Origin of the sequence: Pseudosporangium ferrugineum, from assembly GCF_003002065.1 — a bacterium.
In the GTDB taxonomy this organism is placed as follows: domain Bacteria; phylum Actinomycetota; class Actinomycetes; order Mycobacteriales; family Micromonosporaceae; genus Actinoplanes; species Actinoplanes ferrugineus_A.
Map to the genome: position 1 here is coordinate 38,836 of NZ_PVZG01000018.1, position 22,645 is coordinate 61,480.

The window sequence follows — 22,645 nt, forward strand, 5'->3', positions numbered from 1 at the left end:
GGCAGATCAGCGCTGGCTCGGCATCCCGGGGGGACGATGAGCACCATTCTCCTCGTCGAGGACGACCCGGACATTCGTCACCTCGTGGCGTACAAGCTGCACAAGGCCGGCCTGGACGTGGTCGGGGTGTCCGACGGGGCGGCCGCGCTGCGGCAGGCCCGGTCCCGGCCGCCCGATCTGGTGCTGCTCGACGTGCGGATGCCGCGCATGTCGGGCCTCGACGTCTGCCGGGAGCTGCGCGCCGGGCCGCTGCGGGCGGACGTACCGATCATCATGCTCACCGCCCGGGCCCGCCCGCAGGACCTGGAGCAGGGGTACGCGGCCGGCGCCACCGACTACATCGTCAAGCCGTTCAGCCCGCGCGAGCTGCTGGAACGGGTGGAGTCGGCGCTCGCCCGGGTGGCGCGGTGATGCTGCACCTGTTCACCGTGGTCATCGTGATCCTGGCCGGGATCGTCGCGGTGACCGCCGCCGGCATCGTCGCCGTCCGGCTGGTCCGCCGTACCCGCGAACGCAAGCGTGCCGAGCTCGCCGCCCGGTCGCGCCCGGCGCTGCTCGCCTTCGTGGCCGACAACGGCGAGGAGGGCGGCGACGAGCTGGTCGCGATCCCCGAGCAGGCGTGGCGGGCCGCCGAGCCGCACGCGCTCGCCCTGCTCGGCAAGCTCCGCGGGGAGGCCCACGCCGGGCTGGTCTCGGTGTTCCTGCGCCGGGGTACGGCCCGCACCGCCCTCGGCCGGTTGCGCTCGCGCAGTCCGGTGGTCCGGGCCCGGGCCGCCCAGGTGCTCGGCGACCTCGAGCTGCGGCAGGCCGTGCCGGAGCTGTGCCGGCTGCTCACCGACCGGCACGCCGAGGTGCGCGTGGTGGCCGTACGGTCGCTCGGCCGCATCGGTGACCCGGCCGCGGCCTGGAGCATCATCGCCGGCCTGGACCGGTCGGACTCGATCCCGGCGCTGCTGGCCAGCCACACCCTGGCCCAGCTCGGCGCGGAGGCCGAGGTGACGCTCTCCGCCGCGCTGGACCACCCGCAGGCCCGGGTGCGCGCCGTCTGCCTCGACGCGCTCGGCCTGCTCGGCGCCACCGGCTCGGTCGACCGCATCGCCCGGCTGCTGCGCGAGGACACCAGCGTCGACGTGCGGGTGGCGGCGGCGACCAACCTGGGCAAGATGGGTACGCGCGGAGCCCTCGAACCCCTCTCCGCCGCCGTGCACAGCTCCCGTCCCACCCTGCTGCGCGCCGCCGCGGCCCGCGCCCTGGGCGACCTCGGCTCCCCGTCCGCGGTGCCGACGCTCGTGGCCCTGCTCGACGACGAGACCTACCAGGTGGCGCACGAGGCCGCGCACGCGCTGCGCCGGCTGGGCCCGGCGGGACTCGACGCGCTGCGGGACACCGTCGAGGCCGACCGGTCGCGCGCCGAGGCCGGCGGGGCGGGGGCGCACGCCCAGCGGTCGACGGCAGCCCTGCACGCCGAGGAGGCGCTCGCCCTGGCCCGGGTCCTGCACGAGGAGCGGGTCGGAGCGGCCCGGTGACCGACGTCGTGCGCGACGTGCTGCGCTATACCGACTTCGCGATCTTCGCGTACTTCATCGCGCTCAACAGCGGCTATCTGGCCCTGATCGTGCTCGCCGGGCTGGAGTTCCGGGAGCACCTGCGGCGGATGCCGTTCGCCGGCGCCGACGACATGTTCCGCAGCCCGCTGACCCTGCCGGTGTCGGTGATCGTCCCCGCGCACAACGAGGGGGCCGGCATCGTCGCGGCGGTGCAGGCGATGACCGCGCTGCGCTATCCGCGCTACGAGGTCGTGGTCGTCGACGACGGGTCCAGCGACGACACGTTCGAGCGGCTGCGGGCCCAGTTCGACCTCGTCGCGGTGCCGCGGGTGGTGCCGTCGGAGATCCCGTACCGGTCCCAGGTGTTGTCGGTGCACGTGGCGCGGGCGAACCCGGAGACGCTGACCGTGGTCCGCAAGACCAACGGCGGCAAGGCCGACGCCCTCAACGTCGGCATCAACCTGGCCCGGCACCCGCTGGTCTGCATGGTCGACGCGGACTCGGTGCTGGACCCGGACGCGCTGCTGTCGGTCGCCAAGCCGTTCGGTGACGATCCGCTGCGGGTGGCCGCCTGCGGCGGGGTCGTGCGGATCGCCAACGGCTGCAAGGTCGTCGGGGGCCGCGTGGTCGACGTGCGCATGCCGAAGCCGTGGCTGCTGCGGGTGCAGGTCGTCGAGTACCTGCGGGCCTTCCTGATGGGCCGGACGGGCTGGTCCCGCCTCGGCGGCCTGGTGGTGATCTCGGGCGCCTTCGGCATCTTCCGGCGGGACCTGGTCGTCGAGGTGGGCGGCATGGACCCGGACACCATCGGCGAGGACGCCGAACTCGTCGTGCGCCTGCACCACCACCTGCGCCGCCGGCACGCGGACTACCGGGTCATCTTCGTCGCGGAGCCGGTCAGCTGGAGCGAGGCGCCGTCCCGGCTGCGGGTGCTGGGCCGGCAGCGGCGGCGCTGGCACCGGGGCATAGCGGAGATCCTGAGCAAGCACCGCGGCATGATCCTCAACCCCCGCTACGGGCGCATCGGCCTGCTCGCCCTGCCGTACTACGTGCTGTTCGAGCTGCTGGCGCCGTTCGTCGAGCTGGCCGCCGTCGTGCTGCTGCCGCTGGGCCTGTGGGCGGGCGCGGTCGACGTCGGGTTCGCGTGGCGGTTCGTGCTGGTCGCGTACGGATACGGCCTGCTCGTCAGCCTGGTGTCCCTGTTCATCGAGGAGGTCTCGTTCCACCGCTATCCGCGCTGGTCGGACATCGCCCGCGGGGTGGCGGCGGCGCTCGTGGAGAACTTCGGCTACCGGCAGGTGCTGGCGGTGTGGCAGGCCTGGGGCGCGCTCGGCGCGTGGCGGGGACGCAAGGCGGTCTGGGGCGTGATGCACCGCGAGGGCTTCGGCGGCGACCTCGACTCACCCGAGATGGTCGGCGTCGGCCGGGGCTGACCGCGGGGGTGTCCCGGTGCGCGGGTGGCGCAGGCCGGGGTGGTCCGCGGGCAGGTCGCGGCGGATCACCCACCAGCTCACCGCCAGGCACGCGGCGACCAGCGGCCAGGTCAGCGCTACCCGGGCCACACCGAGCGCGACGACCTGGTGGGCGGCCCACAGCGGCACGAACACCGCCAGGCGCAGCACGTACTGCAAAACCCAGACCCAACTGCCTCGTCCGTACGCCCGCAGCAGCGCGGGATCGCGTCGCCACCGCGTACGCTGCCCGAGCACCGCGCCCACCACGACGCCGAGCAGCGGCCACCGGATCACGATGCTCACCGCCCAGGCCAGCGCGCTCGCCGCGTTGCTGACGATCTGGAGCAGGAAGAAGTCCTCGGCCCGGCCGGTACGCATCGCGATCAGCGCGGCGACGCACACCCCGAGCAGCCCGACGAGCACGGCGCGGGGCCGCTCGCCCTGCCGCAGCCGCAGCACCGCCACCAGCAGGGCGGCGGCCAGCGCGGCCGCGGCACCCGCACCGAGTGACCGGCCGCCGATGAGCCAGCCGGCGACGAAGAGCACCGGCGGCACGGTGGCGTCGAGCGCGGCCCTGCGCCCGCCCAGCACCTCGGCCAGCGTCGGTTCCGCCACGCACCCACCTCGCTCTCGAAGTTAGGTAACCCTACCTTTGGGTGCGGTGGGTTGGCGGCACGGGTGTTGGGGGTAGGAAGCCCGGCATGGTCGATCCGATGGAAGCGGTGCGCCGGCTGCTGGACCTGCGGCACCGCAGCCGCCCGGAGGATCTGCCGCCGGCGCTCGCGGGCGTCGCGCCGCTGCTCGGCGCCGACCGGCTCACCGCCCTCATGATCGACTACGAGCAGATCTCGCTCTGGCCACTGCACGGCACGCCCGGCGACCACGAACCGCGCAAGGTGGACGACACCCTCGCCGGGCAGGCGTTCTGCACCGCGGTGACCACCCAGGCCGACTCGCGCATGTGGCTGCCGCTGCTGCACGGCGCCGAACGCCTCGGCGTGCTCGAGGTGTGGCTGGAGGAGGAACCGGACGAGCGCCTGCACCGCGACCTCGTCGTCATCGCGGCACTGGTCGCCGAGCTGATCGCCAGCCGGCGCTTCTACGGCGACGCGGTGGAGCGGACCCGGCGGCGGCTGCCCATGCAGCTCGCGGCCGAGATCATCTGGAACCAGCTGCCCCCACTGACCTTCGCGGCGAACGACGCTCTGGTCACGGCGGTGCTGGAGCCGTGCTACGACGTGGGCGGCGACGCGTTCGACTACGCCGCGAACGGCGACATCGTGCATGTGGCCCTCTTCGACACGGTCGGGCACGGGATCAGTGCGAGCGCGCTGACCACGCTGACGCTGAACACGTACCGCAACGCGCGGCGGTCGGGGCTGGGGCTGGCGGACACGTACCGGTCGATCGACAAGTGGATCCGCTCGCAGTTCCCGGGGGCGTTCGTCACCGCCGTCCTGGCCGAACTCGACACCACGACCGGCAGCTACCGCCGGATCGCCGCCGGGCACCCGGCCGAGCTGCACCTGCGCCGGGGCAGCACGATGACCGCGCTGCCCACGCCGACCGCGCTGCCGCTGGGCCTCGGCCACATGCTGCCGCGGCCGCCCGGGGTCACCGAGGTGATGCTGGAACCGGGCGACACGCTCGTGCTCTACACCGACGGCATCACCGAGGCCCGGTCGGCCGACGGCGAGCTGTTCGGCCTCGACCGGCTGAGCGCGTTCATCGGCGAGACGATGCGGCTGGGGATCGCGGCGCCCGAGGTGATGCGGCGGCTGATCCACGCGATCGTCTCGTACGAGAACGGTGAGCTGCGCGACGACGCGACGGCCGCCCTGGTGCAGTGGCGGCCGTAACCACTCAGGAGTGGGCGAGCCGCCGCGATCCGATCGCCCGCCGCACCCGGCGTACGCCCTCGTCGAGGAACGCCCGCGCGGTCACGGCGACGCAGGTGCCGCCGTTGAGGAACGACGCCAGGACGTCCGTCGGGTGGTGCATGCCGCGGTACATCCGGGCCACGGCCACGCACACCGGCACGAGCACCAGGAGCCAGCAGAGCGCCTTCAGGCCCGTACGGTTCGTCAGGCGTACCAGCAGGACAGCGAGTCCCAGGTAGAGCGCGACCGCGGCGGAGGTGTGCCCGGAGGGGAAGCTCGACGTCGGCGGCGAGGCATCCAGGTGATCCACGGCGGGCCGGGTCCGGTCGATCACGAGCGTGGTGAGGAAGAAGACGAGCGCCTGCGCGGTGACCGCCACGCACAGGAAGATCGGCTCCCGCCACCGCTTGAGCGTCAGCCGCAGCACGAGGGCGGCGAGCGCGGTGACCGCGATGATGACCGGCGTGTTGGCCAGCGTGCTGAAGACCAGGGACACGGCGTTGCCTTCGGCCGTACGGTCCCGCTCCAGCTCCCGGTTCACCGAGTCCTCGACGGTGAACGGCCACACGTGCGCCATGACCTTGGTGATGAGCAGGCCGAGCCCCACCATGACCCCGAACAGCAGCGCTACCGGGAACAACACCCGCTTGACGACCCGAACCGCGACATCGGACATGGCGGCGCCTTTACCCGATGCGCGTTCGCGTTACGCATCGCCGGATCGGTGTGCGGGCATCGGGGCGGAACTGTCCGGTTCCGCCTCGGCGAGCCCCGGCTCGACGCCCGCCTCCAGGACGTCGTCCAGCCCGCGACGGGTGAACGCCGTCGCCGTCGCGGCCACCACCGCCACGCCCAGCAGCCAGCCGGCCACCACGTCGCTGGTCCAGTGCACGCCGAGGACGATCCGGGTGACGCCGGTCAGCACGGCCATCAGGGCCGCGCCGCCCCACAGCAGCCACCGGCGGCGGACGACGGGCAGCAGGACGAGCACGAAGACGCCGGCGGCGAGGGCCGCGTTGAGGGCGTGCCCGGACGGGAACGAGTAGCCGGCCGCCCGCGCGACCGGGTCGAGCAGGTCCGGCCGGTGCCGCCCGACGAGCAGCTTCAGCACCGCACCCAGCACCCCGCCGACGACCATCGTGGTGACCACCCAGAGCGCCGGCTGCCGGGCCCGCCGGTGCAGCAGCCAGAGCACGAGCACGAGTGTGGCGGCCCGCAGCGGCATGGGCGCGAAGAGGTTGGTGAGCCACACCGCCACGTTCCGGCCGCCCGGATGCGCCACCGCCCACGTGTGGAGGGCGTCGGTGACCGCGGCGTCCGCGTCGTGCAGCGGGGCCCAGTCGCCGACGACCAGCACCGCGAGCAGCGCGAACGGCACGAGCACCGCGATCGCCAGGACCGCGGCCGTGGTGAGGCGCAAACCGATTCGCATCACCGAGGTCTACCCCGGTCCGCTCCGGCTTACTCACCCGGGCCCGGGTGGTGGCCCGTGCCGGTGCGGGCCACCACCCGGGACGCCGAAAGGAGATCAGTCGAGATATCTCGCCGCCACGTTCTCGATCGACCTCATGTCGGCGTATCCGAGGTGGGTCAGTGCGATCTTCTTGATGATCGCCAGCATGCTGCTCCAGGACCGGGCGCTGATCTCGACTTCCCAGCTGTCGTCGACGATGATCCGGCGGCCGCCGGCGACCCTGATCGCCCGGTCGGTCGCCCTCGCGAGCTCCTGCTGGTACGACAACCTGTGCTCCCGCTCGGTGACGTTCGCCGGTACCGTGCTCGGCATGTCCTTCCCCACGGCTCACTCAACCCGGCGGACATTGAACCTTTTTCGACGTGGCGAGGCCGGCACTGCCCGCCGCCAGGCGATGGCCCGGCGCTGTCGGGCTCAATGCCAAGTGGAAAAATGTTCATTGCACTCTCCCAGCGGGACATTGCACGGACCTTGCGCGGCGCGGCGGCGAGCCCGGCGCAGACGGGACGCGGCCGGATCGGGTGGGCCCGTGGCCTGACCGTGGCCGGCCTGAGCATCCGGGTCCTCGGCGAGGTGCAGATCGTCGCCGACGGCCGGGCCCAGCTGCGGCGGTCCCAGGAGAAGAAGGCGCTCGCGGTGCTCGTCGCCGCCCGCGGCCCGCTGCGCCCGGAGGCGTTCCTCGACCCGGTGTGGGACCCCGGGCACGCGACCGCGCGGGAGGCGCTGCTCGCCCCGGTCATCGCCCGGCTGCGGCGGATCCTGCGCGAGCACGGGCTGGACATCACCTCGGCGCGGCAGTCGCGCGGCTACCAGCTGGTCGCCGGGCCGGAACGGGACCTCGCCGACGTGGTGGACGCGTACCGGTTCGAGCGGGCGGCGCGGGACGTGCTGGGCCTGCTCGGCGCGGGAGAGCACGCCGAGGCCGAGCGCCGGTACGCGGCCACCGCCGCCCTCTGGCCCGCCGAGCCCTTCGCCGAGTTCGGCCCCGAGTGGTCCACCGGTGAGCCGCTGCGCACCTTCCGCGCGGGGCTCACCCGCGTACGGGAGAAACTCGTCGACGGCATGGCCCGGGCCGCCCTGACCCGCGGCTGGTACGACCGGGCCGCGGACTGGGCGTCCCGGCCGGTGACCCACCGCCTCGGCCGGGCGGACGCGCTCTGGCTGCTCCGGGTGCTGGACGTGCTGCGCCGCGACGGCGCGGCGGCGGCCGAGGATCTGGTCGAGCAGGGCCGCCGGTCGGGGGTGGACCTCGCCACCACCTCGCGGGCGTTCGACCTCATCGGCCTGCACGAGGACGGCGTCGACGTGCACCGGCCGCTGATTCCCGAGGCGCCGGCGCCGGCGCGGAGCCCGGCACCGGAGGCCGTCGAGGCGTTCGAGGACCTGCTCGGGCGGCTCGCCGCGGACGGCCCGGCGACGCTGACCGTGCGGCACGCCGGGAACGGGAGCACGGCACCGCTGATCGAGGACGTCGTGGCGCGCGCCGCCGTCCGGGCCACCGCCGTGCTCGCCGTCCGCTGCCGGCATCTCGACGAGCTGTCCCCGTGGCGGGCCCTCGCCGGGGCGCTGTGGGCCCACTCGCGGCGGGATCTGGGGCTGGGGACGGTGGCTCCGGGCGTACGGAAGCTGGTCGTGGAGTTCGTCTCCCCGGCGGTGACCACGACGGCGGCCCGGCCGGAGAGCCCGCGGGATCTCGCCGGGCTGATCGGCCTGCTGGAGGCGCTGCTGCGGCCGGTGCTGCGGGCCGGTCCGCTGGTGCTGGTCTTCGACGACGCGCACCTGCTCAGCCCGATCGCCGGCGAGGTGCTCGGCGAGCTGCGGGAGGGGCTGGCCGGTCAGCCGCTCGGCATCGTCCTCATCGGACCGCACGGCGCCGGCCGCACGCCGTGGTTCACGCCCCCCGGGGTGGACCTGACCGGCCCGGCCCCGGCCCCGGCGGCGGCGCCGGCGGACGCCCCGGCGGCCGAGGCGCGGCAACGGTTCGAGGCGCTGGCCGCGCGGGTGGCCGACGGCGAACGGCTCACCGCGCCGCTCGCCGTGCAGATGGCCCGCCAGGCGCGGCTGGCCCGGCGGCTGCTCCCGGCGGACCGGGCGGCGCGGGCGATGCTGGCCGCGGCGCGCGCCGAGCGGCACGGCTACTCGGCGCAGGCGGCGGCCGACTGGGCCGAGGCGGGGCTGCGGCTCGACTGCCCGGCGGCGCTCGCGGCCGAACTCATGGTGACGCTGGGTGACGCCCGCGCCGACCTGGGCCAGGCCGGGGAGGCGGTCCGGCAGTACCGCAACGCGTACGACGCCGCGGAGGGGCATCCGGAGCTCCAGGCCCAGGCGGCGATCCGGATGGCGCGGCAGTGGTTCGACCCGGGCGTCGTGGACGAGCAGGTGGTCTACCTGCTGCGGCATTCACTGCACCACCTCGATTCCGTACGCGGGGAAGCGGCCGGCGCCCTCCGCCTGCAACTCCAGGCGCACCTCGCGCACAAGACGTCGATGGCCGTGGCGGCCCACGTGCGGCCGGCCGGCGCCACCGTGGAGGGCGGCCCCGAACTCGCCCGCCGTACCCTGCTGGCCCTCGACGGCAACCACGATCCGGCCGTGCGCTGCGAGGTCCTCAACGAGTGCCGCTGGGGCCTGTACGACCACGCGCCGCCCCGGGAGCTGCGGGAGGTCTCGCACCGGCTCCGCGAGGCGGCGATCGCCGCGCGGTCGCCGTACTTCGAGAGCGAGGCCCTGGTCGCCCTGATCATCGACCACGTCCGGCTGGGCGACCTGCCGTACGTGCACGCGGCGGTGAAGGACCACCGCAAGACCGTCGCCGAGCACCCCCGCCCGCAGGGCCGCTGGTTGCAGGACGTCCTGGACACGATGCTGCACCTGTGGCGGGGCACGTTCCCGGCGGCGGCCGGCTGGCTCTTCGGCCCCGGCCGCCAGGCGGTCGAGGAGGTACGCCCCCAGCTCGCCGTGCCGGCCGACACGCTGAAGCAGACGTGGCAGGGCCAGGTCTACTGGCTGCTGCGCGAACTCGGCCGCACCGAGGACCTCTTCACCGAGAACCTGGCCGGCGCGATCGAGGGCGACGCCCACTTCCCGATCTGGCCGGCGGCCCTCATCCTGGCCTGCTGCGACACCGGCCGGTACGCCGAGGCCGCGGACCGCCTGGCCGCCTTCGTGACCGTCCACGGCGACCTGTCCGGCTGGCCCCCGCACGGCTGGTCGGTGCCGACCACGGCCGTGCTGGCCGAGGCGGTGGCCACCCTCCGCGAGCGACTACCGTCCGACCCGACCGCCGCGGCCCTCGCCCCGCGCCTGGCCCCCCTGCTCCGCCACCGCCGCGACGAACTCGTCCTGGCCGGCTGGCCGACGGTCCTGCTCGGCCCGGTGGCCCGCTACAGCGGCGTGCTGGCCCTCGCCGAGGACGACCCGGCCCAGGCCCGCGAGGACCTCCGGGCGGCGGCGACGCTCGCCCAGGACTCCCCGCCGACGCTGGCCCGCATCCGCTACGACCAGGCGCGGGTCCTGCTCCGCGAGGGCGGGACGCGGCAGCGGGCCGAGGCCGGCGAGCTGCTGGCAAAGGTGGCGGCGGTGGCGGAGAGGCTGGGCATGGCGAAAGTGCACGCCGACGCCGGCCGTATCCGTCCCTGACTCCCGTAAGTCCGTGCTCGGGGCCAACCGGGGCCGCGACGGCCGGCATCCGCCTTCGCCGCGGCTCGCGCCATGGGCACGTAGGCACCAACCGACTTCACAAAGGGTGCTTGCTAAGTCACTCTGTGTTGATGGCGTTTGGGTTCGGCATGTTCATCACCTTGGATGGGCAGAGCGGGGCGGGCAAGTCCACCACGGCCCGCCTGGTCTGCGACCAGCTCCGTGAGCGCGGCCACGAGCCGCTGCTCACCTGCACCCCTTCGTCCACCGGTATCGGGGAACTTGCGCGGCGTGGGACGTTCGATTTTCGAGGGAACGAGCTGGCGCTGCTGGTCGCGGCGGACCGCTATCACCACGAACGCACCGTGATCCGACCTGCGGTGGCCGACGGGGCGATCGTGGTCTGCGATCGCTATGTGGCCTCGTCGATGGTGTTCGACCTCGCCGACGGGGTGCGCTCGGAGCTGCGCCGGGCGGTCTACTCCCAGCTCCCTGCCGCGGATCTGACGATCATCCTCTGCGGCGAGCCGGCATTGTGCGCCCAGCGAGCGGCACGGCGTGGCCATTACAGCCGGTTCCACAGCGCCGATGTCGCGGCCAACGAACGCGAGCGAAACGCATTCCTGACGGCCGCCGACGACCTCCGCCGACAAGGGCGTCGCGTGCTGACCTACGACGTCGGCTCTCATCCTGCCGAAGCGGTCGCCCGGCGGCTGGCCGACGTCATTCTCGATCGGGCGACGGACGCGGCATGAAGGTCACCTTGCTCTACCCCGAGGTCTACGACATGGCGCGGTTCCGCCAAGGCCGCAAGGAGTTCCCGCCGTTCGGAGTGCTCTATCTTGCCGCGGTCATGGAAGCTGCCGGCCATGATGTGCGCATCGGCAAGGTCGCTCCGGGGGCCGACGCGCTCGATCTCTCCGACTGCGATGCGGTCGGATTCTCCCTGGCCTCCTCGGCGACCTACGGTCTCATGCTCGATGCCCGTCGCCGAGCCCGGACCCGCGCTGATGCCCTCGTCATGGTGGGCGGCGTACACGCCAATTTCTACCCCGAGCAGAGCCTGCTCGACTTCGGCGCGCACGTGGTGGCCGCCGGTGAATCGGAAGAGACCATCCTCGACATTCTGGAACGAGCTGGCACCCGCCGATTCGGCGGAGTGCCCGGCGTGCTCTGGTGCGATGGCGAGACGGTGCACCGTGAGCCCACCCGGCCGCTTCTGCGCGACATCGATCAGTTGCCTCTACCCGCTCGGCATCTGTTGCCGGTCGAAGATTTCATCCTGCCCGACCGCCTGGCCGGCACCGACCTACGCATGGCCCACGTCATGTTCAGCCGAGGATGCCCGTTCCCCTGCGCCTTCTGCGCGGCCGGCCAGACGCGCATCCAATACCGGAGCGGGGCAAGTGCCCGCCATGAGCTGAGCCATCTGCAAGCCGCCCACGGCATCGAGGGCTTCGCGATCGTCGACGACAACTTCATCGTCAACAAGCGCAAGGTTGCGGACATCTGCGAGAGCATCGCCGATCTTGACTTGCGGTGGTCAGCGTTGTCGCGTGTCGACACCGTCGACTCAGCCCTGCTCGGCGCCATGGCAACGGCCGGGTGTATCGAGGTGAAGTACGGCATGGAGTCCGGCAGTGAGACCCTGCTCAAGGCGATGCGCAAGAACACGAAACGCGAGCAGATCCGACGGGCAGTACGTATCACCGCCGGGGCCGGTATCGCCGCGAAGGTCTTCATCATCCACGGTTATCCAGGCGAGAACCGGGAGACCACAGCTGAGACAATCTCACTGCTGTCGGAGCTGCGGCCTGACCTCGCTCGGGTATCACTGTTCCGGTTTGTCCCCCTGCCGGGCACACAGGTGTACGAGCAAGCCGCTTTACACCGCATCCACGGCACTCACCTGCAGCCGGACTGGGACCACGACTGGGCGAAGTTCCACATCCACCACAACGACCGGCACTGGTGGGGCGACGAGCGGGAATGGGCCGAGACGCAGCAGTCCTACGAGCGACTGCGGGACTTCGTGGAGAGTGCGTGGGGGCCCCAGGGCTGACAGCCCGGCACGCCATCGTGCTAGCGTCCCGGCGTGCCAGCCGCCCTGCCTCAGGTTGTGGAGGTCCATCACCTCGACGCAGAAAACGCCGATGCTCTGTGGCAATGGCTCCTTCATCGGCAAGGTCTGCACAGCGACCGGCGGTTCACCAGTGCCTCCGCTGTCGCCGCTGCCACACTGGGCCTGCACGCGGCCCGGCTACCGTCACCCTTCGCCACCGTTCTCGCCCGCGCCACACAGCCCGCGGTGGCGCTGAGCCTGTGGGACGACCGAACGCACCGCGAACTCGTCACTCTGCGGTGCATGCGCAAGACACTGCACACCATGCCGGTGGCTCTGGCCGGCGCCGCGCACAGTGCCACCCTGCACTACCGGCAACGCGACGCCCTGCGGCAGCTGACGAATGCCGGCGTCTCCGATCGGCTGGTCACGGCACTGATCGCCCGGATCAAGAGTCTGCTTGCCGAGCGCAGTCATCTCACGCACCGGCAGATCGAGGAACGACTCGCCCAGGCGGGCACCCCAGTGCCCGCCGCCCGGCTCGCACTGAAACTGGCCTGGGAGTGCGGCGAGCTGACGTACCGCAACCGCAGCGGCGGCTGGAACAGAGAACACCGAACGTTCGCGCTGACTGCTACCAGCCACCCTGACCTTCACCTCAGCCTCGATCGGGATACCGCCACCACCCGCCTGATCGAGGCCTACTTCGACCGCTACGGGCCGGCCTCCCTGCGCGACGCCACTTGGTGGTCCGGGTTGTCACGAACCGCCGTGGTGACAGCCCTGGACCAGGCCGGACGCCCGCTGACGGCGGTGTCGACACCGTGGGCGGACTCGACGCTGTACCTCCCCAGGGCCCGATTCGAGGAGTTCACCCGGCAGCGAAACGAGCAGTCACCCGCTCAGGTGCATTTCCTGGCCCACGAAGACGTCGCCCTCAAGGCCTACGCCGAGACTCGCAAGCGCTATCTCGGCGCCCTCGACGAAGACTCGGCGTTCAACCAGATCGGCGAGGCATTGCCGGCCATCGTCATCAACGGCCGCGTGACAGGGTCCTGGAGCTGGGACGTTCCCACTCGTGCGGTTCGATGCCGTCTCCATCGCACCCCAGCCGAGGGGGCAGACCGAACAGCCGTAAGAGCAGCCGCGCGGCAGCTCACGGTCGCCCTGCGCGCAGGTTACGCCGAAATCCGGGCGAATCGGCCAGCTCCCCACGGTCTGGCGGAACTGTTACCCTCCCCGTCGCCCTGACGTCTTCCCCGAGGTTGGCCCACATGATTCCGTTGCCACCCGCGGCGACACTGTCCGATATCCAGCGCTACGTCGCCGACATGGAGAAGGAGCGCGGATTCGCCGATCGCGGGGTCATCGCCCAGTGCCTCCTCCTGGGTGAAGAGGTCGGCGAACTCTTCAAAGCCGTACGCAAATCCGAAGACCTGTCAGTCGGCACCACATCGATCGTCGGCACCGTCGACGAGGAACTCGCCGACATCATGATCTTCGTATGCGCCGTCGCCAACCGCTACGGCATCGACTTGAACACCGCTCTACGTCGCAAGGAAGAGCACAACGAACAGCGCGAGTGGGCGTGACCGCGTCTCCTCGCCGATGGACGTAGACCGTTGGCGATGCGCGGCAGGCTGCCTCGGTGGGAAGGCCGCATGGCCGGGCCGGGCCCCCGGTTTCCGTGTCCATGCGGCCTTCCCCCGGCGTCACGCCGGCCGGTACGCCCTGATCACGGTCTGTTCGGCCGTGCTGCCCGCCGCTGAGGTGGCGTGTGCTCTCAGCGAGACGAATGCGGTGCCGGCCGGGAGTTTCACCGTCGCGGAGCCGCCGGTCACCGGGGCGGTCTTCCACGTCTTCCCGTCGTCGGCCGAGTATTCGACGGCCAGCCGGCGGGTCCTGACCGGTTCGCCGGTGGCGTCCCGCACGTCGACCGGCAGCTTGCCGGCCTTCGGGACGCCGAAGTGGACGGCGATCACCGGCGGGACGGCCTGGTCCGCGCCGGACGGCCGGGACGACCGGAAGGTCAGCTTCGTCGCGGTCCGGGTGGACAAGCCGTCGATGCCGCCCTCGGTGGTCTGCTCCACGCGGTACGTGGCGGCCGCGTCCGGCAGGCCGTCGGCGCCTGTCGTGAGGCCCTCCGCGTCGTCCAGCAGCGTGTCGTCGCGGAACAGTTTCGTCCGGGCCGTCGTCTTCTCGTAGATCCCGGCGTGGCCGGCGGCGTCACCGAACGGCGACATCGTCAGGGAGAGGGTGTCCGAAGCCCGGGTGACCCACTGGCTGGCGGGGTTGAACACCTGACCGTACGGGGCCTGACCCCAGACCTGGCGGGTTCGCTTCCCGGCCGGGTACGCGCGCGGTCCCTGGAAGAACGACAGGCCGCCGAAGGTTCCGGTGCCGTCGGTGTCCAGCCCGAGCTGGGAGGACCAGCGGAAACCACCGGCGACGCTGTAGTGGTTGACCCGCCCGGAGCGCAGGTTGCTGCGGGAGGCGCCGAACGATTCGCCGGCCGGTCCGGTCGGGAAGAGCCACTGACGTGCCGCCGTCCCGGCCGGCCCGTGGATCTCCTGCGTCTCGGTGGCGAACTCGCTCTCGGCGTACTTGCGGTCGTAGCCGGCGAGCAGCTTCTCCGCCGGCACGCGGTCGGCCACGAAATAGGCGTACGGGCTGCTCTCCGCGTCGCCCGACCGGGTCCATCCGCTGGTCACGACGCCGGTGAGGTCGGTGACGCCGGCGCCGGAGCCGAGCATGTCCACGGCCAGGCCCTCGAAGGTCTCCTGGACGACGCCGAGCTCCACCGGTGCGCCGTCGACCTTCATCTCCAGGCTCAGGTTCACGCCCCGGGCGACGGCCGACTCGCCGGGAACCCGCTGCGCGACGGGCTTGGCGCGCCGCGCGTCGAACGTCAGGTCCACGTCGCGGTCGACGTCCACCAGCGGGTGGAAGATGACGGCCTGGTCGGCGCCGCGCCCGCTGGGATCCGGGTCGCCGCCGCCGTCGCCGCCCGAGCTGTCGACGTAGGAGGCCATCGTGAACCGGCCCTTGGGCAGCCGCATGGTGAGCGTGCCGGACGGGTCGTACAGCGTGCTGGGCAGGTCGGTGACCTCACCCTTCGGGTCGAACACCCGGAACCGGTACTTCTTCGCCGCCTTCCCGGCGGCGTCGATGTGCCGCACGGTGACGGTGTACCGCTCCGGCTCCTTGTCCACCGCGAGCGGCGTGACCACGGTCCGGTCGCCGGCGGTGGCGGTGAGCCGGCCGGTGTACGTGGTGTTCTCCGCGGTCCTCGGCAGCTTCGCGGTGACGGTGACCTCCGCGGTCCCGCCGGCCGGTACGTCCAGCCGGCCCGCACCGAGGGTGAACACGTCGGAGCCGGCGAGTGCCAGGGTCAGCTCGACGGCCTGCGGACCGTCGTTGTGGTAGGTGACCTTCTTCGCGATCGAGGCGTCCTCGTCGTGCGGCCACCGCAGCTGCCCGTACGACACCGACGGCGGCTCGGCGGTCAGGGTTCCGCTCAGCGCGGCGGCCACGTCGACGCGGCCGGCGCCCTGCTCGAACGGGCCGAGGTCGTCGTTCGGCCGGGCCGTGGCCATGAGGGTGCGCTTCAACCGGTCGGCCCGCCAGCCGGGGTGGGCCTGGGCGAGCAGCAGCGCCGCGCCGCTGACGTGCGGGGTGGCCATCGACGTGCCCCGCAGCGGGATGTAGCCGTCCGGGGTGCCCGGCGGCACCTCCCGGTCGGAGCCGGCGGCCTTCGCCGCCACGATGTCGACGCCCGGCGCGGTGATGTCCGGTTTGATCGCCCTGTCGCCGTTGCGCGGCCCGCGGCTGGAGAAGTCGGCGATCGCGTCCTCCTTGTCGACCGCCCCGACGGTCAGCGCGGCGTCGGCGCTGCCCGGCGAATCGATCTCGCCGGCGACGGGCCCGTTGTTGCCGGCGGCGACCACGAACAGCGCGCCGGTCTCCGCGGTGAGCCGGTTCACCGACTCCTCGACCGGGTCGAGGCCGGGCCGGTCGAGCCCGCCGACGCTCATGTTGATCACCCGGGCCTTCTGCTCGACGGCGGCCCACTGCATCGCGGCCAGCAGGGCCGACTCGGGGCAGTTCACCTCGCCGCAGGCCATGGCGGACAGCACCGTCGCCTCCGGCGCCACACCCTTGAACTTCCCGCCGGACGCCGCGCCGCTGCCCGCGATCGTCGACGCCACGTGGGTGCCGTGCACGTCACCGCCGACCGGCGCGTCCGTACCCTCGACGAAGTTGCGCAGCGTGACCCGGCCGGCCAGGTCCGGGTGCGTGGTGTCGGCCGCGCCGTCGATGACGGCGACGGTCATGCCCTTGCCGGTGAGACCGGCGGCCCACGCGGCCGGCGCGCCGATCTGCGGGACGCTCGCATCGAGCGTCCGCCGGCGGACGCCGTCCAGCCAGATTTTCTGTACGCCGGGCTCGGCCGTCAGCTCGCTCCAGGTCTTCTGGGTACGCGGCTTCGGCGCGCTCACCGCCGCCCCCCGGACCACGGGCAGCCTGCGGGTGATCTTCGCCCCGCCGCGATCGATGGCCTCGCGGGCGTCGTCCTCATCCTTGTAACGGACGATCAGCGGCACGGTGCGACGTTCCGCATCGGTGTAGCCGGCCCGGATCAGCTCGGTCACGTCGAACAGCCGCTCGTCCACCCGGCCGCTCTGAATCAGCCGGGCGGCGTCCGAGGGGACCACCCGCAGGTGCCCCCCGACCACCGAGGTGGCGAAGGAGACCTTCGCGCGCCCCGGCCCGGGTTCGATGGACGGGCGGGTCGCGTCCGGACCGGCGACGGTCACCCGGTCGCCGGTCACCAGGGTCACCGTCCGAGGTCCGGGGCGCGTGCCGGCAACCGGCACGACGGCCGTGCCGGCGTCGGCGGACCGGTCCGGCTCCTGCGCCGCATCGGCCTCCGGCCCGGCGAGATACACCTGCCCGAGCACGGCACCGCCGACGGCGAGCGCCGCCACCGCGGCCACGACTCTGCGCCTGGCCGTTCTGGGTACGTGGTTTGTCATGCCCCTTTGATCATCGGGACGACCTCCGAGGTTGCACGCCCCACCGCCCCGAGCCCACACTCTGCCCGGCCGGGCAACCCACCAGCCCGGCGGAAGAATGCGGTGACCGGTCTCCGTCGCGCGTGGTCGGTGCCCCGCGGCGCGGCCGGTCCGTGGGGGTTCGGCAGGGCACGTTCGCCGAGTTGATTCCTGGGGTGGGTGCGAGCCGGTGGCAGCTGAACACGGGGATGTTCGTCGCCGGGGCGCGGCGGCAGGTGGGCTAGCCGCTTGAGGCCGGACGGGGGTGTCCGGCCGGGTCCGGGGCGAAGGAGCGGAGCATGTGTTCCGCGAAGCGGCGTGATGCGGCCGGCGCGCCCGGTCCGGCGACGGCGATCACCCCGGCGTTGCCGGCCAGCAGGAGCCACAGGTCGGCCGCGCCGATCCCGGGTCGCAATGCGCCCGCGGCCCTTGCCCGGTCGAGCAGCAGTGACAGCGCCCGGTCGTAGTCTGCCCGGTCGATGTCGAGGCCCTGGCCGCTGAGCACCGCCGTGGTGTATCCGCGGTCGACCACCTGGGCCGCGCACAATCGCAGGATCGTCTCCCGGAAGGCGCGGGCCGGGTCCGGGTCGCGGGCCGCCTCGTGCCAGGACGCGGAGCACTGGGCGTGCCGGTCGGCGTACGTCTGCGCGACCAGGTCCTTGCGGGTCGGGAAGCGCCGGTAGAGCGTGGCCTTGCCGACGCCGGCGCGCCGCGCTACCCGGGCCATCGGCACGTCCGGACCGGCTTCGGCGATCAGGTCGCGGGCCGCGGCGATTATCCGGGCCCGGTTCTCCTCGGCGTCGATCCGCATGGCGGTCAGCCTATTACTGAGCCGACCGGCGACGGTCCCTTCTCATTTGCTGGCCGGCGTGACCGGTCCCGGCGGATCGTGTCGCGCATGATGCAAGCTGCGCCCGGTCGTCGCCGGCCGGTTCCCGCTCGCCGGGGCCGCCGACGCCCACACCGCGTTCGAGCGAGGCGGGGCCCTGGGGAAATGGCTGATCGCGATCCGGTGATCGGGGTCGCCGGCGGATCGCTCAGGCTCCGGCGGGCGGCTCGGAGAAGGCCGCCGGGGGTGGTTCGGCCGCGGCGGGCGGCGGGGCCCACACGGAAGGCGACGCCGGGGCCTGTTCCGGCGCCGGGTCCGGGGGCGGCGGTGCGGCGTCCGGCTTCTTCGGGACGCGGTGCCAGCGGAGAGGGCCCGGGTGCAGGGTCCAGCGCAGGCGGCGCCACCAGGATCTGCCGGCGCGGAGCGCTTCCGCGTACGTGACGGCCTGTTCGCCGGCCCGGTCGGCCTGCTCGCCGGTCGCCGCGCCCGGGGCGAAGGCCACCGTGTTCACCGCCGTGACCAGGTCGCCGAGCGGGGGCAGCGCGAAGTCCTCCGGCGGGGCCGCCCGGCGCAGCGGCGGTGCCGTCGCCGCGAACGCCGCCGCCTCCGTGGCCGCGAGGTGGTCCGGCACCGGGCGGCCGGCCAGCCGCAGGGCGTCGGTGAACTCGAGCCACGCCCCGGTGATCCGCTGCGCCGGCGCGCCCGTGGTGAGCCGCCGGCGGCGCAGGCCCCGGCGCAGCACGACGATCGTCCCCGCGAGCCCGGCCAGGAGCAGGAGCACCGACCCGCCGGCGCCGGACGCGACCAGCACCGTGGACAGGCCGGTGCGGGACGCTGCCGGGGGAGCGGCCACCGCGGGCGGGGCCGACGCGCTCGGCAGGTCCGTCGCGTCCGGAGGGTCCGAGCTCGGCGGGGCGGTGGACGGCTTGGGGGTGAAGTCGTCCTCGACCGGGCGGGGCGGCTCGTCGCTCTTGGGCAGCGGGTCGAACGGCACCCAGCCCAGGTCGTCGAAGAGCACCTCCGGCCAGGCGACGGCGTCACCGCCGGTCACCGGGCCGCCCGCGCGCGGGGCGTCGAAGCCCACGACGACCCGGGACGGCAGGCCGGTGAGCCGGGCGAGCAGCGCGAACGACGCCGCGAACTGCTCCGAGGTGCCGCGCTGGCCGCCCTGGTCGCGGGGGCCGAACAGGAAGAACGACAGATTCGGGTACGCGTGACCGCTCGGCGCGTCCGGCACCTCGCGGTAGTGCTCGGCCAGGAACTCCTCGATCGCCGCCGCCCGGTCGTACGCGCCGCCGTTGCCGTCGGCCAGCTGGTCGGCGAGGCGCTGGATCTGATCGGGGGCACCCGCGCCCACGGTGAGGAACCGCGCCACCGGGTCGCCGCTCGGCGAGTCGGCGCCGGGCAGCAGGTTGTAGTCGGGCTCCTGGGTGTCGGACGTGACGGTGTAGCGCAGCCCCGCCCGCAGCGGCTCCGGCCGGATGACCGTGCCGGTGGCGGGGTCGTACGCGACCCGGGTGCCCTGGACGCCGGTCGGGGTGGGCACCACGGGCAGCAGCCGCCCGGCCAGCTCGCCGACGGTGATCTCCTGGGTCACCCGGGCGACCGGCACGTCGGGCAGCAGCGCCGGCGCCGGCAGCACCCGGCCGGCGTTGCGGTACGTCGCACCCACCCGCCACGTGATGCCGTCGTAGTCGGGCAGCACCGCCAGCCGCAGCCGTACCTTGCCCCGGCCCGGCGCGCTGGGTCCCACCTCGAGCAGCCGCTGCTCCGGCGTGAGCGCCCAGCCGGAGATCCGGTTCAGCGGGCTCTCGTCGAGGCTGTCCACCTGTGGCGGTGCGACGTACCGGCGGGGGTCGACCGGGGTGGCCGACACCTGGGCGCCGATCCACGGGCCGACCGCCGCGATCAGGGCCACGAGGATCGCCAGTCCGGCCGCGGAACCGGCGAGCGCGCGCCCCCGCACCGCCGTCCGCGTCTCCGGTGGCACGTCCCTGAGGGCGGGACCGCCGGGCGTCCGTACGCTCACCGCCAGGCCGGCGATCACCGCGCCGGCGAAGGCGAGCGTCGCCCAGCCCGCGCTGTCCGCGTTCGGCCCGACGACGTAGAGGGCGCCGCCGTACAGGGCCGTCGCGGGCAGGCAGCCGAGCAGCACCCGGCCGGCGCGCACGGCCACCTCGGTGCCGGCGAGTCCGGCGAGCCAGGCCGCGACCACCGGCACGACCACGGTGTCCGGCGTGGACTCGACCGGGATCATGGCGGTGAGCAGCCGGGGGATGCCGTTGGTGAGCGCGTCGGCGACGATCTGGCCGAGCGGTTCGGTGGCCCCGGCCCGGTCGGCCGCGATCCGCAGCGCCGCGGTCGTGTACCCGGCGAGCAGCAGGACGGAGATCGGCGCGACCGTCCACGACGGCAGCCGCCGGGCGGCGAGGCCTGCCCCGACCGATCCCAGCGCCGCGCCGGCCACCAGTCGCAGGAGCAGGTCGTCGGCGTAGATGCGGCCGAGCACGACCCCGGAGAGGGCGATCAGGACCATCAGGACCACGGGTACGACCGCCGCCCGCAGGCGCCTCACCATCCGCGTACCCCGTCCCAGGCGGCGGCGAACTGCTCGCCGTCCTCGGCCTCGACGACGATCATGGCGCCGCCCGCGGACACCGGGGCCGCGTCCTGGTCGCCGAACAGCCCGGCGATCACCACCGGGTACGGGCCGCGCAGCGCGCTCACCGCGCCCAGGTCGGTGCGGCCGCCGGGCCCGGTCAGGAAGACGAGGGTGTCGCCCAGCCTGTTCTGCCGCAGGCTGCGTACGGTCGCGGCGAGGTCGCCGTCGCGCGGTTCCGCCTCGGTCAGCACGTCCAGGAACGGCCCCCGCACCGGCCCGGACACCAGGTGCAGGGCGACCGGCAGGTCCTCGCGGACGGCGGCGGCGACGATCGACGCGGCCGCCTCGCACGCCGTCTCGAAGGACTCCGCAGTGCCGTCGCGCATCCCCGGATGGGCGGCGGCGCGGTCGTCGAGCAGCACCAGGATCGTCGGCTCGCTGGTGTCGAGCTGCTCGCGGACCATCAGCTCGCCGACCTTGGCGGAGCTGCGCCAGTGCACCCGGCGCAGCTCGTCGCCGACGACGTACTCCCGCAGCGAGTCGAAGGTGATCGTGCCGTGCGGCACCTTGTCGATGCGCCCGTCGAGGCTGCGGGCCATTCCGGCCGGCACGGCCCGCAGCAGGTGGATGCGCGGGTGCACCCAGACCGTCGCGGTGCCACCGTACGCCCGGGAGAGGGTGAGCAGGCCCAGCGGATCGTGCCGGGTGATCCGCAGCGGCCCGACCGGCACGACGCCGCGCCGGGTGGTCGGCACCGGATAGGTGACGGTGGTGTCCCGGCCGGGGCGCAGCCGCAGCAGGGGCACCGGCACGTCGGCCCGGCCGCAGCGGTCGGCCGCCACCAGGTTGGCGGCCCGCAGCCGGCTGGTGTTGCGCACGGTGAGGGTCATGGTGGCGGGTTCGCCCCGGGCCACCCGGTCGGGGTCGGCGACCCGATCGACGCCCAGCCTGGGCCGCCACAGCCCGAACGCGACGCCGCACAGGGCGGCGACGGCGGCGGCCGTGCCGAGCAGGGCCAGGTCGGGATAGCCGAACCGGAATCCGAGCCCGAGCAGGAGCACCGCGGCGAGCACGACCCCGGCGCCGCGGGCGGTGAGGGGGCCGGGGAGGGTCACGCTTCGACGCGCTGGTTGTCCGGCAGCGGGACCGGGACCGAGCGGACCGCGTCGTGCAGCACCTCGGCGGCCGTGACGCCGCGCAGCTGGGCGTCCGCCGAGAGCAGGACGCGGTGCGCGAAGACCGGCTCGAGCAGCGTCTTCAGGTCCTCCGGGAGGACGTAGCCGCGGCCGTTGATGAGGGCCCAGGCCGAGGCGGCGCGGGTCAGGGCGATCACCCCGCGGGGGCTCACCCCGACGCGGACCTGCGGGTGGTCGCGGGTGGCGGCGGCGAGGCGGACCGCGTACGTGTAGAGCGGGTCGGCGATGTGCACCCGGGACGCCATCCGCACCATCTCGCCGACGGTGGCCGTGTCGGTGACCGGTTCGAGGGCGTCGGGGGAGCGCAGGGCGGCGCCGCGCAGCACCTCGACCTCGACGTCCTCGGCCGGGTAGCCGACGGAGAGCTTCACCAGGAAGCGGTCGAGCTGCGCCTCGGGCAGCCGGTACGTGCCGTCCATCTCGACCGGGTTCTGCGTCGCCACGACGAGGAACGGCTGCGGCACCGGGTGCGGTACGCCGTCCACGGTGACCCGCCGCTCCTCCATGACCTCCAGCAGCGCCGACTGGGTCTTGGGCGAGGCCCGGTTGATCTCGTCGGCGATGACGATGTTGGCGAAGACCGGGCCGGGGTGGAACTCGAAGCCGCGGCTCGCCTGGTTGAAGATCGTGACGCCGGAGACGTCCGAGGGCAGCAGGTCGGGCGTGAACTGGATGCGGCGCCACTGGCCGCGTACGGCCGCCGCCATGGCCCGGGCCAGCGTGGTCTTGCCGACGCCGGGCACGTCCTCCAGCAGCACGTGGCCCTGGGCGAAGAACGCGGTCAGGGCCAGCCGTACGACGTCGGGCTTGCCCAGCACGACCGTGCCGATCCGGTCGGCGAGCTGCGCGGCGATGCCGGCGAAGCCCTGCACGTGCTGGGGCGGGAGGGGTTCGGTGCTCACGGGCGT

At 73.5% G+C, this 22,645-nt stretch carries 18 protein-coding genes; 9 read left to right on the top strand and 9 right to left on the bottom strand.

The window, feature by feature from the left end; translation table 11 throughout:
* The first annotated feature begins 36 nt into the window (after nucleotides 1–36).
* From CLV70_RS30305 to CLV70_RS30315, 3 genes are read left to right on the top strand one after another with little or no spacing between them, the layout of a single operon-like run.
* On the top strand, nucleotides 37–411 hold the full coding sequence (locus CLV70_RS30305; protein WP_106130042.1) for a response regulator transcription factor: 375 nt from the start codon (nucleotides 37–39) through the stop codon (nucleotides 409–411).
* Nucleotides 411–1,526 carry a HEAT repeat domain-containing protein gene (locus CLV70_RS30310; protein WP_245908558.1) on the top strand — a complete coding sequence of 372 codons (1,116 nt, stop codon included), beginning with the start codon at nucleotides 411–413 and terminating at the stop codon, nucleotides 1,524–1,526. The genes CLV70_RS30305 and CLV70_RS30310 overlap by 1 nt, the downstream gene beginning before the upstream one ends.
* Nucleotides 1,523–2,980: a glycosyltransferase family 2 protein gene (locus CLV70_RS30315; protein WP_245908552.1), complete on the top strand. Its 1,458-nt coding sequence runs from the start codon at nucleotides 1,523–1,525 to the stop codon at nucleotides 2,978–2,980. Before CLV70_RS30310 ends, CLV70_RS30315 begins: the two co-directional genes overlap by 4 nt.
* Here CLV70_RS30315 and CLV70_RS30320 read toward each other — a convergent pair.
* Complete coding sequence (locus tag CLV70_RS30320) at nucleotides 2,948–3,616, bottom strand: DUF3159 domain-containing protein (RefSeq protein ID WP_106130044.1); 669 nt, start codon at nucleotides 3,614–3,616, stop codon at nucleotides 2,948–2,950. The genes CLV70_RS30315 and CLV70_RS30320 overlap by 33 nt on opposite strands.
* Before the next feature lie 86 nt (nucleotides 3,617–3,702).
* Here CLV70_RS30320 and CLV70_RS30325 point away from each other — a divergent pair, with 86 nt between their 5' ends.
* Complete coding sequence (locus tag CLV70_RS30325; RefSeq protein ID WP_106130045.1) at nucleotides 3,703–4,860, top strand: PP2C family protein-serine/threonine phosphatase; 1,158 nt, start codon at nucleotides 3,703–3,705, stop codon at nucleotides 4,858–4,860.
* Nucleotides 4,861–4,864: 4 nt separating this feature from the next.
* On the opposite strand, the gene CLV70_RS30330 is transcribed toward CLV70_RS30325, so the two are convergent.
* The 3 genes from CLV70_RS30330 to CLV70_RS30340 all read right to left on the bottom strand — a co-directional run bounded on the left by CLV70_RS30330 (nucleotide 4,865) and on the right by CLV70_RS30340 (nucleotide 6,667).
* Nucleotides 4,865–5,557, bottom strand: coding sequence for a phosphatase PAP2 family protein (locus CLV70_RS30330; RefSeq protein WP_106130046.1), 693 nt, complete (start codon nucleotides 5,555–5,557; stop codon nucleotides 4,865–4,867).
* A gap of 30 nt (nucleotides 5,558–5,587) precedes the next feature.
* The gene (locus tag CLV70_RS30335; protein WP_106130047.1) at nucleotides 5,588–6,313 is read right to left on the bottom strand and encodes a phosphatase PAP2 family protein; all 726 of its coding nucleotides are present in this window, start codon (nucleotides 6,311–6,313) and stop codon (nucleotides 5,588–5,590) included.
* A gap of 96 nt (nucleotides 6,314–6,409) precedes the next feature.
* The gene (locus tag CLV70_RS30340; protein WP_146164210.1) at nucleotides 6,410–6,667 is read right to left on the bottom strand and encodes a hypothetical protein; all 258 of its coding nucleotides are present in this window, start codon (nucleotides 6,665–6,667) and stop codon (nucleotides 6,410–6,412) included.
* A 120-nt stretch (nucleotides 6,668–6,787) separates the two neighbouring features.
* Here CLV70_RS30340 and CLV70_RS39885 point away from each other — a divergent pair, with 120 nt between their 5' ends.
* The 5 genes from CLV70_RS39885 (at nucleotide 6,788) to CLV70_RS30365 (ending at nucleotide 13,648) form a co-directional block, all read left to right on the top strand.
* The gene (locus CLV70_RS39885) at nucleotides 6,788–9,994 is read left to right on the top strand and encodes an ATP-binding protein (RefSeq protein WP_158277853.1); all 3,207 of its coding nucleotides are present in this window, start codon (nucleotides 6,788–6,790) and stop codon (nucleotides 9,992–9,994) included.
* A gap of 131 nt (nucleotides 9,995–10,125) precedes the next feature.
* The gene (gene tmk / locus CLV70_RS30350) at nucleotides 10,126–10,749 is read left to right on the top strand and encodes a dTMP kinase (protein WP_106130113.1); all 624 of its coding nucleotides are present in this window, start codon (nucleotides 10,126–10,128) and stop codon (nucleotides 10,747–10,749) included.
* Nucleotides 10,746–12,056, top strand: a complete 1,311-nt coding sequence (locus CLV70_RS30355) for a B12-binding domain-containing radical SAM protein (protein ID WP_106130049.1) — start codon at nucleotides 10,746–10,748, stop codon at nucleotides 12,054–12,056. Before tmk ends, CLV70_RS30355 begins: the two co-directional genes overlap by 4 nt.
* A 33-nt stretch (nucleotides 12,057–12,089) precedes the next feature.
* The gene (locus CLV70_RS30360; protein WP_106130050.1) at nucleotides 12,090–13,307 is read left to right on the top strand and encodes a DNA glycosylase AlkZ-like family protein; all 1,218 of its coding nucleotides are present in this window, start codon (nucleotides 12,090–12,092) and stop codon (nucleotides 13,305–13,307) included.
* Between the two features lie 23 nt (nucleotides 13,308–13,330).
* Nucleotides 13,331–13,648 carry a MazG nucleotide pyrophosphohydrolase domain-containing protein gene (locus tag CLV70_RS30365; RefSeq protein WP_106130051.1) on the top strand — a complete coding sequence of 106 codons (318 nt, stop codon included), beginning with the start codon at nucleotides 13,331–13,333 and terminating at the stop codon, nucleotides 13,646–13,648.
* 120 nt (nucleotides 13,649–13,768) lie between these two features.
* Here CLV70_RS30365 and CLV70_RS30370 read toward each other — a convergent pair whose 3' ends face one another.
* From CLV70_RS30370 to CLV70_RS30390, 5 genes are all read right to left on the bottom strand, one after another.
* Nucleotides 13,769–17,092 carry a S8 family serine peptidase gene (locus tag CLV70_RS30370; RefSeq protein ID WP_106130052.1) on the bottom strand — a complete coding sequence of 1,108 codons (3,324 nt, stop codon included), beginning with the start codon at nucleotides 17,090–17,092 and terminating at the stop codon, nucleotides 13,769–13,771.
* Between the two features lie 259 nt (nucleotides 17,093–17,351).
* On the bottom strand, nucleotides 17,352–17,921 hold the full coding sequence (locus CLV70_RS30375; RefSeq protein WP_106130053.1) for a TetR/AcrR family transcriptional regulator: 570 nt from the start codon (nucleotides 17,919–17,921) through the stop codon (nucleotides 17,352–17,354).
* Between the two features lie 226 nt (nucleotides 17,922–18,147).
* Nucleotides 18,148–20,517, bottom strand: a complete 2,370-nt coding sequence (locus tag CLV70_RS30380; protein ID WP_146164211.1) for a transglutaminase TgpA family protein — start codon at nucleotides 20,515–20,517, stop codon at nucleotides 18,148–18,150.
* Nucleotides 20,511–21,656, bottom strand: coding sequence for a DUF58 domain-containing protein (locus CLV70_RS30385; RefSeq protein ID WP_106130054.1), 1,146 nt, complete (start codon nucleotides 21,654–21,656; stop codon nucleotides 20,511–20,513). Before CLV70_RS30385 ends, CLV70_RS30380 begins: the two co-directional genes overlap by 7 nt.
* The gene (locus tag CLV70_RS30390) at nucleotides 21,653–22,639 is read right to left on the bottom strand and encodes an AAA family ATPase (protein WP_106130055.1); all 987 of its coding nucleotides are present in this window, start codon (nucleotides 22,637–22,639) and stop codon (nucleotides 21,653–21,655) included. The genes CLV70_RS30385 and CLV70_RS30390 overlap by 4 nt, the downstream gene beginning before the upstream one ends.
* Between the last annotated feature and the right edge of the window lie 6 nt (nucleotides 22,640–22,645).

Excerpts from the sequence above, each read along its gene's own strand:
- CLV70_RS30305 (WP_106130042.1), top strand. The coding sequence starts at position 37 with ATGAGCACCATTCTCCTCGTCGAGGACGACCCGGACATTCGTCACCTC.
- CLV70_RS30310 (WP_245908558.1), top strand. The coding sequence starts at position 411 with ATGCTGCACCTGTTCACCGTGGTCATCGTGATCCTGGCCGGGATCGTC.
- CLV70_RS30325 (WP_106130045.1), top strand. The coding sequence starts at position 3,703 with ATGGTCGATCCGATGGAAGCGGTGCGCCGGCTGCTGGACCTGCGGCAC.
- CLV70_RS30330 (WP_106130046.1), bottom strand. The coding sequence starts at position 5,557 with ATGTCCGATGTCGCGGTTCGGGTCGTCAAGCGGGTGTTGTTCCCGGTA.
- CLV70_RS30335 (WP_106130047.1), bottom strand. The coding sequence starts at position 6,313 with ATGCGAATCGGTTTGCGCCTCACCACGGCCGCGGTCCTGGCGATCGCG.
- CLV70_RS30340 (WP_146164210.1), bottom strand. The coding sequence starts at position 6,667 with ATGCCGAGCACGGTACCGGCGAACGTCACCGAGCGGGAGCACAGGTTG.
- CLV70_RS39885 (WP_158277853.1), top strand. The coding sequence starts at position 6,788 with ATGTTCATTGCACTCTCCCAGCGGGACATTGCACGGACCTTGCGCGGC.
- tmk (WP_106130113.1), top strand. The coding sequence starts at position 10,126 with ATGGCGTTTGGGTTCGGCATGTTCATCACCTTGGATGGGCAGAGCGGG.
- CLV70_RS30355 (WP_106130049.1), top strand. The coding sequence starts at position 10,746 with ATGAAGGTCACCTTGCTCTACCCCGAGGTCTACGACATGGCGCGGTTC.
- CLV70_RS30365 (WP_106130051.1), top strand. The coding sequence starts at position 13,331 with ATGATTCCGTTGCCACCCGCGGCGACACTGTCCGATATCCAGCGCTAC.
- CLV70_RS30370 (WP_106130052.1), bottom strand. The coding sequence starts at position 17,092 with ATGACAAACCACGTACCCAGAACGGCCAGGCGCAGAGTCGTGGCCGCG.
- CLV70_RS30375 (WP_106130053.1), bottom strand. The coding sequence starts at position 17,921 with ATGCGGATCGACGCCGAGGAGAACCGGGCCCGGATAATCGCCGCGGCC.
- CLV70_RS30380 (WP_146164211.1), bottom strand. The coding sequence starts at position 20,517 with ATGGTGAGGCGCCTGCGGGCGGCGGTCGTACCCGTGGTCCTGATGGTC.